This is a genomic window from Pseudidiomarina indica (genome assembly GCF_900104245.1).
Lineage (GTDB): Bacteria > Pseudomonadota > Gammaproteobacteria > Enterobacterales > Alteromonadaceae > Pseudidiomarina > Pseudidiomarina indica.
The window spans coordinates 1-16,695 of the sequence record NZ_FMXN01000016.1 but is presented as its reverse complement, the minus strand read 5'-3'; the positions used below and the strand labels follow the sequence as shown (position 1 = coordinate 16,695).

Annotated in this window: 14 protein-coding genes and 1 rRNA gene; 10 read left to right on the top strand and 5 right to left on the bottom strand. The window is 49.2% G+C overall.

Annotated elements, in window-relative coordinates:
* The gene (locus BLP64_RS10180) at window positions 1–1,989 is read right to left on the bottom strand and encodes a TonB-dependent receptor family protein (RefSeq protein WP_092593946.1); all 1,989 of its coding nucleotides are present in this window, start codon (window positions 1,987–1,989) and stop codon (window positions 1–3) included.
* A gap of 3 nt (window positions 1,990–1,992) precedes the next feature.
* The gene (locus tag BLP64_RS10175; RefSeq protein WP_092593945.1) at window positions 1,993–3,132 is read right to left on the bottom strand and encodes a PQQ-dependent sugar dehydrogenase; all 1,140 of its coding nucleotides are present in this window, start codon (window positions 3,130–3,132) and stop codon (window positions 1,993–1,995) included.
* A 163-nt stretch (window positions 3,133–3,295) separates the two neighbouring features.
* Between BLP64_RS10175 and BLP64_RS10835 the strand changes: the two genes are divergently transcribed.
* Window positions 3,296–3,718 (top strand): hypothetical protein, encoded by a 423-nt coding sequence (locus BLP64_RS10835; protein WP_199286063.1) that lies wholly within the window; start codon window positions 3,296–3,298, stop codon window positions 3,716–3,718.
* A gap of 16 nt (window positions 3,719–3,734) precedes the next feature.
* On the opposite strand, the gene BLP64_RS10165 is transcribed toward BLP64_RS10835, so the two are convergent.
* On the bottom strand, window positions 3,735–4,649 hold the full coding sequence (locus BLP64_RS10165) for a hydrogen peroxide-inducible genes activator (protein WP_092593960.1): 915 nt from the start codon (window positions 4,647–4,649) through the stop codon (window positions 3,735–3,737).
* 184 nt (window positions 4,650–4,833) lie between these two features.
* On the opposite strand from BLP64_RS10165, the gene BLP64_RS10160 reads away from it, so the two are divergent.
* The 5 genes from BLP64_RS10160 (at window position 4,834) to BLP64_RS10140 (ending at window position 9,297) form a co-directional block, all read left to right on the top strand.
* Entirely contained in the window at window positions 4,834–5,385 is a 552-nt protein-coding gene (locus BLP64_RS10160; RefSeq protein WP_092593944.1) for a peroxiredoxin, read from the top strand.
* Window positions 5,386–5,473: 88 nt separating this feature from the next.
* Window positions 5,474–5,995 (top strand): carboxymuconolactone decarboxylase family protein, encoded by a 522-nt coding sequence (locus tag BLP64_RS10155; RefSeq protein WP_233340153.1) that lies wholly within the window; start codon window positions 5,474–5,476, stop codon window positions 5,993–5,995.
* A gap of 263 nt (window positions 5,996–6,258) precedes the next feature.
* A complete protein-coding gene (ccoG, locus tag BLP64_RS10150) occupies window positions 6,259–7,674 on the top strand; it encodes a cytochrome c oxidase accessory protein CcoG (protein WP_092593942.1) in 1,416 nt (471 codons plus the stop codon).
* Window positions 7,628–8,665, top strand: coding sequence for a serine/threonine protein kinase (locus BLP64_RS10145; RefSeq protein ID WP_324615356.1), 1,038 nt, complete (start codon window positions 7,628–7,630; stop codon window positions 8,663–8,665). Before ccoG ends, BLP64_RS10145 begins: the two co-directional genes overlap by 47 nt.
* 32 nt (window positions 8,666–8,697) lie before the next feature.
* Window positions 8,698–9,297 carry a thiol:disulfide interchange protein DsbA/DsbL gene (locus BLP64_RS10140; protein ID WP_092593940.1) on the top strand — a complete coding sequence of 200 codons (600 nt, stop codon included), beginning with the start codon at window positions 8,698–8,700 and terminating at the stop codon, window positions 9,295–9,297.
* A 21-nt stretch (window positions 9,298–9,318) separates the two neighbouring features.
* Here BLP64_RS10140 and BLP64_RS10135 read toward each other — a convergent pair whose 3' ends face one another.
* Entirely contained in the window at window positions 9,319–10,221 is a 903-nt protein-coding gene (locus tag BLP64_RS10135; RefSeq protein WP_092593939.1) for an acyltransferase, read from the bottom strand.
* Between the two features lie 145 nt (window positions 10,222–10,366).
* Between BLP64_RS10135 and BLP64_RS10130 the strand changes: the two genes are divergently transcribed.
* From BLP64_RS10130 to BLP64_RS10120, 3 genes are read left to right on the top strand one after another with little or no spacing between them, the layout of a single operon-like run.
* Window positions 10,367–11,011, top strand: a complete 645-nt coding sequence (locus BLP64_RS10130) for a hypothetical protein (protein ID WP_092593938.1) — start codon at window positions 10,367–10,369, stop codon at window positions 11,009–11,011.
* Complete coding sequence (locus BLP64_RS10125; protein ID WP_092593937.1) at window positions 11,008–12,426, top strand: Y-family DNA polymerase; 1,419 nt, start codon at window positions 11,008–11,010, stop codon at window positions 12,424–12,426. Before BLP64_RS10130 ends, BLP64_RS10125 begins: the two co-directional genes overlap by 4 nt.
* Window positions 12,410–15,535, top strand: a complete 3,126-nt coding sequence (locus tag BLP64_RS10120) for an error-prone DNA polymerase (protein WP_092593936.1) — start codon at window positions 12,410–12,412, stop codon at window positions 15,533–15,535. The genes BLP64_RS10125 and BLP64_RS10120 overlap by 17 nt, the downstream gene beginning before the upstream one ends.
* Window positions 15,536–15,547: 12 nt before the next feature.
* On the opposite strand, the gene BLP64_RS10115 is transcribed toward BLP64_RS10120, so the two are convergent.
* On the bottom strand, window positions 15,548–16,102 hold the full coding sequence (locus tag BLP64_RS10115; RefSeq protein WP_092593935.1) for a gamma carbonic anhydrase family protein: 555 nt from the start codon (window positions 16,100–16,102) through the stop codon (window positions 15,548–15,550).
* A gap of 501 nt (window positions 16,103–16,603) precedes the next feature.
* On the opposite strand from BLP64_RS10115, the gene BLP64_RS10110 reads away from it, so the two are divergent.
* A 16S ribosomal RNA gene (locus BLP64_RS10110) occupies window positions 16,604–16,695 on the top strand; the annotation flags it as partial.

The window sequence follows — 16,695 nt, the reverse complement described above, 5'->3', positions numbered from 1 at the left end:
TCAATAGCGGCGACGGAATTGCAGCCCAACCTGAATTTCACGCCCTACCCCAGGTTCAAATGCTCGTCCGTTACTTTGATTCACCACCACCGAGCCGACATACTTGGCATCGGTGAGATTATGCCAGCGTAGCCACGGGTGAATGCGCCACTGTGCCCATTCATAGTCCCCTTGCCAGTTCAAATGCCACAATGTGTGGCTTGGCGCAACCACGGATTGATCGTCATGGGCCACCACATCGCCTCGATATTCAGTGATTAAACTTAACTGTTGCGCCGGTCGATAAGCCCAATCCAGTTGACTATAAAGTTGCTGCTCTGCCACTCCGGGTAGCCGGTTGCCATGGTCATAATCGGCGCTAAGCCAAGTGGCCGCCATCCGCCAATGCCACTGAGGTGTGAGTTGCCAGCCAAGCTCCCATTCCACGCCACGGCGTCGAGTCAAACCTGCGTTGGTGTAGGTGGTACGGCCGTCAATGCTGCGATCCACCACAATTTCATTGACGGTTTCAATGTGAAACATGGACCATTGTGATTGGAGAGTCGCCTGTTGCCAGCGCAGCCCAACTTCCCATTGTCGATTGGTGGCCGGCCCTAAGTCGGTATTTAAGCCTGATTGTTCATTGTTGTAGGCCATTTCGGTCAGGGTGGCGGTTTCGAACCCAACCCCATTGGCAATGAAGGCATGCCAATGAGGCGTGAATGCATAAGTTGCGCCTATGTTCCAACTCCACGCATGCTGCTGTTGTTGGCCGCTATCATCGGGATTGCCCGGCACAATGAAGTAATCATTGACGGTAAAATCAATGTGGCTATGCCGAGCACCCATCAAGAAGGTCAAATGAGGTATTGGCTGCCAATCGGTTAATAGGTAGGCGGCTTGCTGGGTTACTTGGCCCAACTCATCGCGCCGTAGCTCGCCTAATTCACCGAATTGGTTGCTATATCCCCAGCGTCGGTCATCTTGGCTGGCATGATGAATACCGACGGTGGTATGGATGGGACTGGTGGTTGACCAACGGGTGCGATAACTGGCATCGACACCATGAAATTGGCGCTGCAATTGCACCACGGCTCCAGAGCTTTGAATATCAGTCCCGGGAAAGGGTAAATATTGCTCCATATCACGCCATCCGCGCCACACATTGATGCGCCAGCGTTGGGCTTCGGCTAAGGAGACCGACACTTGCTGATGATGAATGCTTTTACGGGTATTAAAGCGTGTTGCGCCGGCAAAGGTTTGCGTGGGGTCCGCTTGCCAGGCATCGGGTGTCAATGAGCCAGGATCTTGGAGCAATGGGGCATTATTATCATCCAGTCTGACCGTGAGCTCGACCGTGTCCGTGACATTGTAGTACCAGCGTGCAGCAAGTTGGTCACGTTCCGCCCGATTATGAGCGCGCGGGCCATCGGTACGAAAACGTGCCCCCATGACGCGGAGTGCCTGACCCTCACCCACCCAGTCCGCGTGCACCAGCTGGCGCTGAGTGGCATGGTCACCAACAGCAGCATTCAGCTGCAACTGATTGGTGAAGGGGCGTTGACTCCACCACTGAATAACCCCGCCCGCACTGTTGCCATAAATATTGGCTAATGGGCCGCGGATCACCTGCACATTGTTCGGTTCGTCTAAGAAAATGCTCGAAGTTTGTGCTTGGCCATCGGGCATGGTCAATGGAATGCCATCGAGTTGTAGCACCACACCGCGTACGCCAAAGGCAGAGCGAGCGCCAAAGCCACGCATAGTAATGCGCGTATCTTGGGCATAGTTTGCTCGTGAATCGGCTTGCACGCCAGCAAACCCCTGGAGCAGTTCAGCCGCATCAATACGCAACCCTGCCGGTTGGTGAGCCAGATCAAAATTACTGATGGCAGCGGTGGTTTCTTGGGCTCGCAGCGAGGTGCTTTCGCTGACAACAATGACTTCATCGGCAACAACGCTGGCCGAAGCCAGCGTTGTTATTGCAAGGAAGTAACTACTTACTAACATCGTTTATTCTGCAGGTTTAATTTGAATGAGTCGGCCTGAACGATCATCGGTCAGCAGGTAAATATAGCCATCGGGGCCTTGTTCAATATCACGAACCCGCTGGCCAATGCCCCCTGCAAAGAGAATTTCTTCGTGCATTACCCGCTCGCCTTCTAAATCAAGTCGGGCAACGTGAGAGCCTTTCAAGGCAGCGACTAATAAATCACCGTGCCAGGCCGGGAATTGGTCACCGGTATAGAAAATCATGTTCGATATCGCAATGGATGGCACCCAATAATAGTGGGGTTGTTCGGTGCCATCCACATGGGTTAATGGGCTAATAATGGTATCGTCATAGTTCACCCCATAGGTCGCAATTGGCCACCCGTAGTTCTTGCCAGCTGCTGGGATATTGATTTCATCGCCCCCTTTGGGGCCGTGTTCTGCGGTCCAAAGTTCACCGGTGGCAGGATGTATGGCCGCACCTTGAACGTTGCGATGCCCATACGACCAAATTTCAGCTAAGGCACCCACGGTGGTGACAAATGGGTTATCTGCGGGAATGCTGCCATCGGGCATAATGCGCACGACTTTGCCGTGGTGCGTATCTAGGGTTTGGGCATCATCTTTGGCAGAAAAACGATCGCCTAAGGTAATGAATAAATGGCCTTCAGGTGAAAATACCAAGCGTGAGCCAAAGTGCGCAGCACGTTCGTATTTGGGAGCAGCGCGGAAAATCACTGTGCCATCGGTCAGCCCGGTAGGGGTTAACTTCGCTCGCATCACCGCGGTGCTAGAACCCTTTCCACCGTTCGGATCGGCTTCAGAATAGCTCAAGTAAACCCATGAGTTGGTGGCAAAGTCAGGGTCAATGGCAACGTCCAGTAACCCCCCTTGCCCACTATCAACCACAGCAGGCACACCGGCCAGCGGTTCGCTGATGCTGCCCGTTAAACTAACCAGCCGCAGGGTACCTGCTTTTTCTGTGACAAGCAGATCGCCCGAAGGTAAAAAGGCCATTCCCCAGGGTTTGTTGAGTTCTTGAGTGATGGTGTTTAGGGTCACGGTATGACGTTCCGTAACAATAGGGTCTGCATTTGCTGCCGTGACCGTGGTCAGCGCCAAACCAATAATCATTCCCGTGACAGTACGTTGAAGAGTCATGCTGGCTCCTTGGTTGTCTTCCGCTGGTGTTCGTTGTTTGTAAATATCGATTAAAAGCAGCGTTGGTGTCGCTAATTTTTATTAAATTTACGGCTATAGTTAAAGCAATATCCCGTGTTTATTGATGAATAAACGCATCGTATTGATATAGGAGGCAATGACCATGCACCTACCTCGCCATGCATTGAAAGCCGTTGTGCTGATTTTAATTACGCTTCATCTTACCGCATGTGGGACAATTTTGTACCCTGAACGTAAAGGGCAAGTGAGTGGGAAAATCGACCCTGGCATCGCTGCACTGAATGGGATTGGCTTATTGTTTTTCTTGGTTCCTGGGGTAATCGCATTTGCTGTTGATTTCTCGAATGGCACCATCTATTTGCCAAGCTCGGCAGCGACCGATCAGGACGATGGGTTACGGGTGGTGAAAACCGAAGGGCCTCTCACGCCTGACCAGTTACAGGCTATTGTTTCGGCGGAATTAGGTACCGAGGTGGACTTGAGCCAAGCGCGAGTCACTCCTGAGACTGCGCCTGACCAAGCCAGTATCGCCCCGCGTTTGCAGCAGTTAGTGACTGCCCCATAACGCGGGTAGGAGCGCCTTAGTCTAAGGTCGGCTCAGGAAGTAATTGCGCAATGCACTTTGCTAACTGACGAAAGGTTTGGCGTCGGGTTGTGGTGGGGCGATAAATGAGCCCAATTTCACGAAACGATTGCTTACCTTTCGGTTGCAACGCCACCAATTCGGTATTGTTAAGAATTCCGTGGTCAATCGCCAATTTAGGAATAAATGTCGCACCTAAGCCGGCATCCGCCATTTGTACCAAACTATGCAGACTGGTTGCGGTAAAAGGATTGATTTTGCTGGATTCAGCCAATTCACAAGCTGCCACGGCATGGCCTGTCAAACAGTGCTCTTTTTCCAGCAGGAAAATCGAGTTGTCCGGCAACTTATGATATTGCACAGGCTCACTCAGGTTCTCAGCTAAACTCTTATGCATCACGAGTTTGAAAGGGTCACGCCCTAAGGTGTAGCTCTGGTTCCCTTGTAAATCAACAGGTAATGCCAGAATCAGAACATCCAACTCACCGTTCCGTAATTGCAGCAACAAGTTATTGGTGGTGTCTTCCCGAATGCTCAGGCTGAGTTTTGGATATTCCTGCTGCAGCTGCTTCGTTAACGTGCCCAACAAAAAAGGTGCAATGGTTGGAATACAGCCCATCCGCAACGGGCCTTCCATAATTTTACCTTGGCTTTGCGCAAAGTTGAGCAACTCTTCGGTTGCGGTCAGAATTTGTCGTGATTGTTCAACAATTTCCTCTCCCATGGAGGTAAATAAGAACGATTTATGGTCACGCTCAATGAGCAAACAGCCCAATTGCTCTTCTAAATTTTGGATCCCACTACTTAATGTCGACTGACTGACATTACACGCCTGCGCAGCTCGGTTAAAGTTTTGGTGCTGATGCAGCGCCAGCAAATAACTTAGATTTCGTAAGCTAGGAAGCTTATTGATTGCAGGTTTCATTGAATCGTCCACCTTAAGCGAAGGTTAATTGGTATTTCCGATTATGGTAATCCCTTTTATTCGTTTTAACAATTTGTTTTGTGCGCCTATTATAGTTGGTGAACAGAGGCAAGACCTCATCCCTCAATCCCTTTAGTTGTTATATAGTGAACGTTCAAACAAGGAGACATTAATGTTAACAGTAGGCGATAAATTACCAGAATTTGAAGTAGTTGGTGTTAAACCTGGTTTCAACATGCCAGAAGAAAATGGCGAAAGCGCTTTCGAAACCATCACCAACGATAGCTTCGAAGGTAAGTGGAAAGTTATTTTCTTCTATCCAAAAGATTTTACCTTTGTTTGCCCAACAGAAATTGTTGAGTTTGCAAAATTAAACGAAGACTTCGCTGACCGTGACACCATCGTTTTAGGTGGCAGCACCGATAACGAGTTCGTTAAGTTAGCATGGCGCCGTGAGCACCCAGATCTGAAAAGCTTAAACCAGTGGTCTTTTGCTGACAACGGTAAAAAATCATTAGTTGACGCGTTAGGTGTTCGTGATGCGGTTGAGAACGTTGCGTTACGTGCAACTTTCATCATCGACCCACACGGTGTTATCCAGCACGTGTCAGTCAACAACTTGAACGTTGGTCGTAACCCAACTGAAGTTTTACGCATCCTAGACGGTTTACAAACTGACGAATTATGTCCTTGTAACCGTGCTGTAGGCGGCGACACCCTGTAAGCAGACACCACATCCCCCACTTTATGTGTGGTGTTTTTAGGTGCTGCGCAAGCAGCACCTTTTTTAAGGCGGAGGAATAACGATGAACATGACAGATTATCGAAATAATTTAGGCGAGCATGGCAAAGATACGAAGTTGAACTTGTCGAACTTATTCGGCAACGTTGAAACTTCGGGGATGACCGCCACCCAATTTTATGGCACAGCGTTATCGCTTGCATATTCAATCGGTGACCAAGAACTGATTGCTGCGGTGCAAGCTGAAGCAGAAGGCAAAATCGAAGCCAACGTTGATGGTGCCGCGAAATTAGCAGCCACGTTGATGGCAATGAACAACATTTACTATCGCTTCGTTCACTTAAGCAGCGATAAGCAATTTAGCAAAATGCCAGCTGGTTTACGTATGAACGGCATGGCGAACCCAGGCGTTGATAAAGCCGACTTTGAATTGTACTCACTTGCCGTATCTGCACTGAACGGTTGTGGTATGTGCATTGACTCACACGTTGGTGTGTTATTAAAGCACAATGTGTCAGCGCAAGTGATTCAGCATTCGATTAAAATGGCAGCTGTTTTAAATGCTGCAGCAACTGCAAAGCGGATTGCTTAATCGAATTCAATTGATGTCATGTTGTTGTCACACTAACGCACTATAGTGTGACAACAATTTCCCCTGAGATCCTGGTTGTTCTCTTGTGTTTTAGCCCGACGTTTTACGTTGGGCTTTTTTTTGTTGTGGGAATTTGTGTGCTGATCCAGTTGATATTGCGCTGGATCAATATGGCTTTGCTGGACTGCGCGAAAATAACCTCAAAAAAGAGACAAAAAGCATGTATAATTAGCGCTACTTTCTAGTCTAGAAGCGGTAGGGCTATGGAACAAAAAATCGAAGTACAACCAGCGGATAAGGTGAAAATTCACCGTCCTGATCCAGATAAGCGGAGTAACGACTACAAACCTCGTAGTCGTATTTATGTGCGTGACGTTAAAGGAACCTTTGAATGGTTTCGACGCAGCTTCGGGTTTATCCTGCTGGCGCTTTTTGTCATATTACCTTGGTTGCAGTGGAATGGTGAGCAAGCCATTTTGCTGGATATTGCCGAACAACGGTTCCGTATTTTTGGCCTGACGTTGTGGCCCCAAGACTTCACCATCCTTGCCTGGGTTTTCATTGTCTCCGCATTTGCGCTGTTCTTTGTCACCACCCTTTATGGGCGAGTTTGGTGTGGTTATATGTGCCCGCAAACCACTTGGACCTTTATGTTCATGTGGTTTGAGAAAAAGTTCGAAGGGTCACGTAACCAGCGGATTGCGCTCGATCGACGTGCTTGGGACTTTGATAAATTCTGGCGCAAAGCAGCGAAACAGACGTCTTGGGTGATGTTAGCATTGCTAACAGCAATGACTTTTGTCGGTTACTTTACCGATGTCCGTGAATTATTTACCTCATTTTGGACATTTGACGCTGGGTTCTGGGCCACTTTATCGGTCTTGTTCTTTGCGTTTTGTACCTATGGGAACGCTGGTTATATGCGTGAGATTATGTGTACGCATATGTGTCCTTATGCGCGTTTCCAATCTGCCATGTTTGACCAAGATACGGTGACCGTTTCTTATGACGCAACCCGCGGTGAGCCACGTGGCGGCCGCGCGCGGAAGAAAGATCCCAAAGAGTTGGGCTTAGGCGACTGTATTGATTGCTACATGTGTGTGCAGGTGTGTCCAACGGGTATCGATATTCGGAACGGCTTGCAGTACGAGTGCATCAACTGTGGTGCTTGTGTGGACGCTTGTAATGACGTGATGGATAAAATGAATTATCCGCGCGGTCTTATCAGCTATACCACGGAGCGTAACTTACAAGGCGGGAAAACTCGTAAACTCCGGTTCAAAACCGTCGGTTATTTTGTGCTGATGATCGTGATGTCGGTGGCGTTAGTGTGGGATATTGCGACACGCGTGCCGTTGCAAGTGGATGTGTTGCGTGATCGTAACCAGCTCTACAGCATCAGCATGGAAGGTTGGGTACAAAACGTCTATACCTTGAAAATATTGAACAAATCACAACATACGCAAACCTATACGATTACGTCGGAAGGTTTTACACAAAGTCGTATTGTGGGTGAAAGTGTCATTACCGTTCGTGCGGGTGAGGTTGGTACCTTACCAATCACGTTAGAAGTGCATCCGGATGAAGTGGTTGAACGAGTACAAGATGTGACGTTTACCGTGACGAATGCTGATGGCAGCATTCAAAGTAGCCATGTCAGTCGATTCTTATATGATTGATGCGGAACAGGATTTTAGTTTCCAAAATCTGACACCCGAGCGCATTGTCGATGCGCTCGCGGCCGTCGGGGTTGACCCTCAATCAGGTTTACTGGCGTTAAATAGCTATGAAAACCGAGTTTATCAATTTACTGCTGATGATCAGCGTCGCTACGTGGCTAAGTTTTACCGCCCAGCCCGTTGGTCTGATGCAGCCATTCTAGAAGAACATCAATTTACGCTAGAGCTTGCCCAAGAGGAAATACCGGCGGTGGCACCGTTGCTCTTGCACGGCACAACCCTTCATTGTTACCAAGGTTATCGTTTCGCGGTATTCCCAAGTGTGGGTGGGCGAGCGGTTGAGCCGGGTGACTTAGATCAGCTGGAGCGTATTGGCCGCCAACTGGGTCGTTTACATGCGGTGGCCAAGCAGGGGCAATTTCAGCACCGTCCCAGCATGAATCTGCCCGTTGACTTGGAGGCTGCCTTAGCGGCGTTACGGTCATCCCCGTTATTGCCCGCTGGGTTGCATGACGCATTTTTCACCATTGCTGAGTTGATCACGACACAGTTACAGCAGGTGGATTTATCTGTTTTTGCGCAGCAACGATTGCATGGCGACAGTCATTTGGGCAATATGCTGCTGCGTGACGAGCAATTGATGTTTGTTGACTTTGATGACGCACGCACAGGCCCCGCAATTCAAGATTTGTGGATGATGTTAGCCGGCGAAGACCGCGCTGAATGTACGCTGCAACTGGACGTATTGTTGGAAGGCTATCAAGAGTTTTGTGATTTTGACCTGCGTGAAGTGCAATTAATTGAACCCTTGCGCAGTTTTAGAATCATATACTACATGGCGTGGTTAGCACGGCGTTGGAACGATAGTGCTTTCCAACGAGCGTTTCCATGGTTCGCAGAACAACGTTATTGGGAACAACAAGTGCTGACTTTAAAAGAGCAGTATGCAGCGCTTCAAGAGCCGCCACTGCAATTACAGCCTCAGTACTGATTTCATCGGTTCAAACTTAGGATATTTGATTTATGAAAAAGTTGTTGTTTGTATTCGCTGCACTCCTTATGGCGGCGCCTGTTACGGCTCAAGAGTTTAAAGAAAATGTTCACTATGAAGTGATTGCAAAAGAAGGCACAGCGAAGCCAGAAATCAAAGAGTTCTTTTCATTTTATTGTATCCATTGCTATCGTTTTGAAACGGTTGCGGCGGCAATGAAAGAGCAATACCCACAAGCATTCAGCAAATCTCATATCGTGTCTCACCCAAACCTAGAGTTGCTGGCACGAGGCCTTGCCGCTGCGAAACTATTCAAGAAAGAAGAGCCTATTAGCATGGCGATTTATCAGCGCATTCATGACCAGAAAAAACAAGTGGCGACTACTGAAGAGTTGCAAGCAATTTTCTTTGTGCATGGCATTAGCGCCGATAAGTTTGAACGGGCCATGAAGCACCCATTGGTAGAGAAGCAAGTGTTTGATATGGATCGCGACATGCGTGCATATAATATCAATGCCACCCCAACCTTCATCGTGAATGGTAAGTACCGTTTAAGAATTGAAGGTTTCCAAGACAGTGATGATTTTGTGGCAGATTTTGTGAAAGCAGCGGGTTACCTGTTAGAGAAGTAACCCCTCTGCCATAGGCTGCGTTTAGTTTGCGATTTTCTTGCGAATGCGCGTGATGATTTCATCTTTACGCAGCCAACGTTGGTTGATCCACTGCTGAAAGTGTTCCTTAAAGGTGGCGTCAGCCAGGTAATCTCCAATCAAATCTTGGGTGACCGGAAGGGTCTCCACATCCACATAAATATCCCGCAAACGCCCACTCAATAGTTGCCACACAGGCGATGTTTTATCGTCAGGATAGACAATGGTGATATCCAAAATGGCATCAAACTGATCCCCCATCATTTGCAAGGCAAAAGCTGTTCCACCTGCTTTGGGGGGAAGTAAATGAGTAAATGGACTCGCCCGCTGAGCGTGTTTTTCAGGAGTAAAGCGCGTGCCCTCGCAGAAGTTAATGACGGTGGTCGGAATATGTCGAAACTTCTGACATTTGCGCCGCGTGGTTTCAATATCTTTGCCTTGCAATGAAGGGTTTTTCGCAATGGCATCACGTGAATAGCGCTTCATAAATGGCATGTCCAGAGTCCAGCAACCTAAGCCAACAATCGGCACCCAAATCAGCTGATGTTTTAAAAAGAAACGTGGCATGGGCATATTTCGGCATGACAGATGCATCAGCACCAAAATATCAATCCAACTGCGGTGATTGGCCATGATCATGTACCAGCGATCACGATGCAGTTCACTATCCCCCTCAATATGCCAACGAATTGGTTGCGTCAGTCGAAAAACCAGTGACATGGCGTAACCCCAAACGCGGAATAAGGCATTCGCCCAAGTTGAAAACATGCGCTGCACACTGGGAATGGGAAGGAGTAGTTTGGGCAAGCCAACCAAGATAACGAGAACGCCAATGATTGCGGTAGCCGATAAAGCAAAAGTAAGAGTGATGATAAAGCGAAAAGGAATCAGTAATGTCGTAAGCATGCATCTACCGTGTGGTTCTATGCTGGTTGTTAGGATGATGAATTCTATAATACGTGTTTGCGGAATACTTGCCAGCGGAAGAAAAATTATCTAAAGTATACTGTATGTTTATACAGTGTTTTTGGATGGTTTTTCAGGAGCGGTCATGGCATATCCTGCACAAGTTGAGGCATTGGTGCAAAAAGGTTGGCTTTGGCAAGGCCAAACACCACCACCAACTCACACAGCACCACAATTTACTGCCACGGGTTGGCCAGAGCTAGATGCACAGCTTGGTGGCGGCTGGTTACAGGGCAGCGTGAATGAACTGCAAGTGCAGCATGCATTTGTTGGCGAGTTAGCCTTGCTTCTTCCAGTATTGCAGCAAGCCCGCCATGCCACGGTGTGGCTGAATCCCCCCGCCCAACCTTATGCGCCGGGGCTGCTTTACCAGCATGTGAACTTGGCGCAGCAAGTGGTGGTGCAAGAAACGGAGCCACAATTAGCGCTATGGGCAGCAGAGCAGGCCTTGCAAAGTGAGGCGGTGCAGGTACTTTTAATGTGGTCTTCTCATCTGGCTGCGACTCATGTTCGGCGGTTACAGCAAGCCGCCCAAGCCCACCAAAAATTAGCTTTTGTGATCACGCCTTGGCAGGGTTCTGAAGAAGCACGAGCTTATGTCAATCGCTTGCAGCTGATTCGCTCAGAGCAATTACAGGTGAGGGTGTTGAAACGCCGGTTTGGCTGGCCTCTTCCTCCCTTTCCTTGTACGGCTGATAAGCTGCTACCACAACGCCGACGTGTTGTATGAATGCTTGGTTGTATCTGCATTTCCCGCATTTACTGTTGGATTATCAACAATCCCTGCAGCCACCAGAAGTTGCAGCTGTACCTGTGGCTTTAATTCAAGAACAGGCTACCCAGCGCCCGGTGATTCAAGTCAATCAAGCGGCGTTGCAGCTTGGGTTAAAGGTAGGCATGGCCGAAGTTGTGGCGAGTACCTTATGCCCACAGTTGCAGCTGCGACCTTATCAGCCTGAGCAAGAAGAAAGAATACTGACCCAGCTGGCACAGGTGCTGTATCAAGACATCGCCCACTTAGTGTTAGCACCACCCCATGGATTGATGTGCGATATACGGAGTATTTTGCGGCTGCATGGAGGGTATCAAGGGGTACTTGGTTGTTTGCAACACCGCTTGCAGCAATGGCCATTACGCTATGTATTGAGCAGCGGCAATAGTCCATTGGCTGCGCAATTGCTGGCATTGTCTGGGCAGCCAGTGGTGAGTGAGAACGTGCACGAAGTGAACCAAGCTTTGTGGCAATTACCAATTGAAATGAGTGGGCTGTCGGCAGCCCATATCAGTAAACTACGTGACGTGGGGCTCACCACCTTGGGGGCTGTTTTGCAACGCCCTCGGGCAGAATTGGGTGAGCGGTTTGGCCGAGCATTGCTGCATTATTTAGCCGCGCTTACAGGGGAAGTGATCCCCCCACAAACGCCCTACCATCCTCCGGAACGGTTTGATGAAAAAATCGAGTTGGTTGCTGAGGCGCAAAGTTGGGCCCAGTTAATGTTCCCACTTAAACGATTGTTGCAGCAGGTTGAAGGGTTTTTGGAATCCCATCAGTGGAGCACTCGAGGGTTGATGATTCGCGCGCATCACCGCGACGGTCCAGCAACGCAAGTTGCCGTGCGATTGGTACGAGCAACTTGGCAACACAGTGAATTATTTCAGTTAAGTCAGCTGCATTTAGCCCGCCAACAGCTGCCGCAACCGGTATTAGCGCTCAGTATTCGGGTATTGCATCCCGAACCACGTCAAGCTGTGGCTCCTTCCTTGATTGGGAAATCAACCTCAACCCCCGATGAGCTCGCCGGTTTGGTCAGTCGTTTACAAGCGCGCTTAGGAGAGCAGAAAGTTCAGCAACTGCGTACGACCACCGACTGGCGCCCAGAATATCAAGGGCAGTTGCAAGCGTGGCAAGCAATGCCAGTAACACCTGTGGTGAGTTTACAGCGGCCTTATTGGTTATTGCCTCAAGCGCAAGCTATTACGCGTCACGAGTGGCAATTGCAGTGGGGGCCAGAACGAATTGTGAGTGGCTGGTGGCAAGGTGATTCCATGCCGCGCGATTACTACATTGCCATCGATAAAGAACAACGTCAGGGGTGGATTTATTATTGCGCAGAGGGGTGGTTTTTACATGGTTGGTTCAGCTAAACAACAGGCGCTGGAATCTTCCCCAGTCGCCTTGCATTGTTTAACCAATTACTCCTTTTTACGCGGGGCGTCTCACCCTCACGAGTTAGTGAAACAGGCGGTCGCTCATGGTTATGGTGCCTTGGCCATTACTGATGAGTGTTCTGTGGCTGGGGTTGTCCGTGCTTATACCGCAGCACGGCAGCAGCCCTTGCAACTGATTGTGGGCAGTGAGTTTAAATTGGCCACGGCCGGAGTATTTATTGTCTTGGTGCGTAACCGCCAAGGGTATGCTCAATTATGCCAGTTGATTACGCGGGCGCGGCAACGTTCTCATAAAGGCAGTTATGCCGTCACGGAAGCCGACTTTTTGCAATCACTGCATGACTGCGTATTACTTTGGCGCCCTGCTCCCGAGCTGACGCTAACCCAGTGTGAAAGTTATGCTGCCCAACTGAAAAACAGTTTTGGATCGTTTCTCGCGTTGGCTTATAGCCGTCATTATCATGCTGATGATGCTCAACGTTATCGACGTTATCGCCAGTTGAGTGAGCATTGCCAAATTCCTGTGGCGGCAGTGTGTGAGGTGTATTACCACCAGCCACAACGTCAAGCGTTACACGATGTAATGACTAGTATTCGGTTGCGGCAGCCGTTAACTGAGGTGGTTGCCCAACTGCCGCAAAATCAAGAGCATTATTTGCGCAGTGCGGAGCAACAACAGCAATGTTACCCAGCCGATTGGTTGGCTCAGAGTCGTGTTATTGCCCAACAATGCCAGTTTTGTTTAAGCGAGCTTAAATATGAGTACCCAGCTGAATTAGTTCCCTCGGGTGTTACCGCAACAGATTACTTGCGGCAGCTCACTTACGCAGGAGCGCGGCAGCGTTTCCCTCACGGATTGCAGCCCCAGGTGCAAGAAAAGTTAGAAAAAGAACTGCAACTCATTGCCCAGTTAAAGTACGAATACTTCTTTTTGACCATTCATGATTTAGTCATTTTTGCGCAACAGCGTGGCATTTTGTATCAGGGCCGTGGCTCGGCTGCCAACTCGGTGGTGTGCTATTGCTTGCATATTACCGCAGTGAACCCCGAACAAATCGATGTGTTATTTGAGCGCTTTATTTCAGCTGAACGGGATGAGCCCCCTGATATTGATGTGGACTTTGAACATGAGCGCCGGGAAGAAGTCATTCAGTACATTTATCAAAAATATGGACGGCAGCGCGCAGCGTTAGCGGCAACGGTGATCCGTTATCGGTTACGGAGCGCGTTACGGGATGTGGGCAAAGCGCTGGGGTACCACGAGCATGAATTACGCCATTACCTGCGCAAAATTGATCGCCGTGATCCGCAGACCAGTTGGCAGCAGCAACTTATCGAGAGCGTGCCCGGGCTGGGAGCCACCCACCGTGGTCGCTGTTTGTTGCAGCTTACGGAAGCGATACTTGGGTTTCCTCGGCATTTATCGCAACATGTGGGCGGTTTTGTGATTGCAGCGACGCAATTGACCGATTTAGTTCCCATTGAGCAAGCCAGTATGCCTGAGCGTACCGTTATTCAATGGGATAAAGATGATTTAGAAGCGCTGCATTTAATTAAAGTGGATGTGCTGGCGCTGGGAATGCTGACAGCGCTACGAAAAATGTTGCAGCTCATTGCCACCTATTATCAGCGTTCACTGACCTTGGCTGATATCCCACAAGAAGATCCCCAAGTGTATCGCATGTTACAGCAAGCTGATGCGGTGGGCGTGTTTCAAGTGGAATCGCGGGCACAAATGAGTATGTTGCCACGGTTACGGCCCCAAACCTTTTATGATTTGGTGGTGCAGATAGCGATTGTACGCCCCGGCCCCATTCAGGGTGACATGGTTCACCCCTATTTACGCCGCCGAGCTGGGCTGGAACCCGTGACTTATCCCAGTGCTGCAACAAAAGAAGTGTTGGAGCGGACCTTGGGGGTGCCCATTTTTCAGGAGCAAGTGATTAAGTTGGCAATGGTGGCAGCCGGTTTTAGCGGTGGCGAGGCCGATCAACTAAGGCGGGCGATGGCTACGTGGAAAAGCACAGGGCTACTGCAGCAGTTTGAACAAAAATTAATCAGCGGTATGTTGAAGCGGGGCTATTCGCTCGAATTTGCCCAGCAGATCTATGCACAAATATGTGGTTTTGGGGAATATGGCTTCCCAGAGTCTCATTCTGCCAGTTTTGCGAATTTAGCGTATGCTTCGGCTTGGTTGAAATATTATTATCCAGCGGCATTTTACTGTGCCTTATTGAACAGTTTACCGATGGGGTTTTATTCGGCCAGCCAATTAATACAGGATGCCCGGCGACATCATGTCACTTTGTTGCCGGTTGATATTCAAGTCAGTCATTGGGATCACCAACTTGAGCCGGGCGAGCGCAGCATGCAAATTCGGTTGGGGTTACGGTTAATCAAAGGGTTATCACAACAGTCCATCGACACATTGCTGGCGCAGCGTCCTGCTTCGGGCTTTCGTTCGTTACAGCAACTACGTGATAGCGGTATGAGTGGAGCTGAATTGCATCGTCTGGCAGCGGCAGATGCGTTACAGGCTTTGGCCGGTCATCGTCATCAAAGCCAATGGGATAGCTTAGCGCTGCGGACGGAGCAATTGCCGTTATTTAAAGGGGTGCTTGAGCCGGTTGAGCTGAGTCAGCCTGTGTCAGCACCGACGGAAGCACAAGAGGTGGCAGGGGATTATCGAGCTCTGGCAGTCTCGTTGCGCCGTCATCCGTTAGCTTTGTTACGTGAACAGCAGCAATTGCGGGGCTACAAGTTAGTCAGTGAATTGCTCAGGTGTCGACCGGGTCAATGGGTACAAGTGGCTGGGCTGGTCACAGGTCGCCAGCGTCCGAGTACTGCTGCTGGTGTTACTTTTATTACATTAGAAGATGAGTCCGGAATGGTGAACGTGGTGGTTTGGGCAACTACTGCCAATACTTATCGTTCTGCTTATTTAACGGCGCAGCTATTAAAAGTAAAAGGCAAAGTGGAAATTGAAGCTGGGGTGGTGCACGTGGTAGCAGCTAGCCTGATTGATGGGACGCCGCAATTAGCCGAGTTAGGGGTGTCGGCTAATCGCTCGCGAGATTTTCATTAAGTGGCAACGACCTTATTGACCGACTGGCTTTACTTGTGTGAGGTAGTCGTCTTTTAAGCGGACATAGTTGGCCGCTGAGCGTGGTAAAAAAGCGAGCTCTTCTTCGGTTAACGGGCGAGCTTCTTTCACGGGACTGCCAACATATAGATAGCCACTGCGTAAGCGTTTACCGGGCGGCACTAAACTACCTGCACCAATAATTACATCATCTTCAACAATAGCTCCGTCCATGACGACGGCAGACATACCAATAAGAATGCGATTCCCTACTTGGCAACCATGCAGCATGACATGATGGCCAACGGTGACATCGTCGCCAATGATTAACGGGTGCCCGGCGGCATTATTTTCACTGACACGTGTTACATGCAATACGGTGCTATCTTGGATATTGGTACGCGCTCCTATGCGGATAAAATTCACATCCCCTCGGGCTGCAACAAATGGCCAAATACTACTTTCGTCCCCAATATGAACATCGCCAACAATCACCGCGGTTGGATCAATATAGACATGAGCGCCTAATTGCGGTTCGATGCCACGATAACTACGAATATTTTGATTCATTTGCCTGTACCTCATGAACATGGCCAAAAAGAAAGGTGGTTTGTGCTTCGCTCGTTCCTTGGGTGTAGCGTATCAAAATCTATAAACCCGAGCGAATTTAGCCTTTGTCGTTGTATTTTAGAGCGCTTCGTTCACAAAACCAGCAGTCAGTTAAAAAACCTTAAAAAAAGTCTAAATTCCCCTTGACGCAGGCGCTGAAATCTCTAAAATGCGCACCACGCTTGAGGTGAGCAACAAGGCCCCTCCAAGCAGCGGTCAAACGTCAGAAAAAAGAAGCTCGAAAGAGCTTGACTAAAACCGCCAAGGCTCTATAATGCGCAGCCTTGCTCGAAACGAGCGAACGTTCTTTAACAATTTACCAAGCCAAGCAAACTGTGTGGGCACTTCCGAGAATTCAGTGCAGAGAAATAGGTGTCTTAGACACCACCTGACTGATTGAAGAGGTGCTTAACAAACAAAGCTTTATTAAGTCATTGATTCAATGGGTCGATTAAACACTTTAAATTGAAGAGTTTGATCATGGCTCAGATTGAACGCTGGCGGCAGGCCTAACACATGCAAGTCGAGCGGTAACAGGGAGTAGCTTGCTACTT

Coding starts and splice junctions, on each gene's coding strand:
- BLP64_RS10180 (WP_092593946.1), bottom strand. CDS start 1,989: ATGTTAGTAAGTAGTTACTTCCTTGCAATAACAACGCTGGCTTCGGCC.
- BLP64_RS10175 (WP_092593945.1), bottom strand. CDS start 3,132: ATGACTCTTCAACGTACTGTCACGGGAATGATTATTGGTTTGGCGCTG.
- BLP64_RS10835 (WP_199286063.1), top strand. CDS start 3,296: ATGCACCTACCTCGCCATGCATTGAAAGCCGTTGTGCTGATTTTAATT.
- BLP64_RS10160 (WP_092593944.1), top strand. CDS start 4,834: ATGTTAACAGTAGGCGATAAATTACCAGAATTTGAAGTAGTTGGTGTT.
- BLP64_RS10155 (WP_233340153.1), top strand. CDS start 5,474: ATGACAGATTATCGAAATAATTTAGGCGAGCATGGCAAAGATACGAAG.
- ccoG (WP_092593942.1), top strand. CDS start 6,259: ATGGAACAAAAAATCGAAGTACAACCAGCGGATAAGGTGAAAATTCAC.
- BLP64_RS10145 (WP_324615356.1), top strand. CDS start 7,628: ATGGCAGCATTCAAAGTAGCCATGTCAGTCGATTCTTATATGATTGAT.
- BLP64_RS10140 (WP_092593940.1), top strand. CDS start 8,698: ATGAAAAAGTTGTTGTTTGTATTCGCTGCACTCCTTATGGCGGCGCCT.
- BLP64_RS10135 (WP_092593939.1), bottom strand. CDS start 10,221: ATGCTTACGACATTACTGATTCCTTTTCGCTTTATCATCACTCTTACT.
- BLP64_RS10130 (WP_092593938.1), top strand. CDS start 10,367: ATGGCATATCCTGCACAAGTTGAGGCATTGGTGCAAAAAGGTTGGCTT.
- BLP64_RS10125 (WP_092593937.1), top strand. CDS start 11,008: ATGAATGCTTGGTTGTATCTGCATTTCCCGCATTTACTGTTGGATTAT.
- BLP64_RS10120 (WP_092593936.1), top strand. CDS start 12,410: ATGGTTGGTTCAGCTAAACAACAGGCGCTGGAATCTTCCCCAGTCGCC.
- BLP64_RS10115 (WP_092593935.1), bottom strand. CDS start 16,102: ATGAATCAAAATATTCGTAGTTATCGTGGCATCGAACCGCAATTAGGC.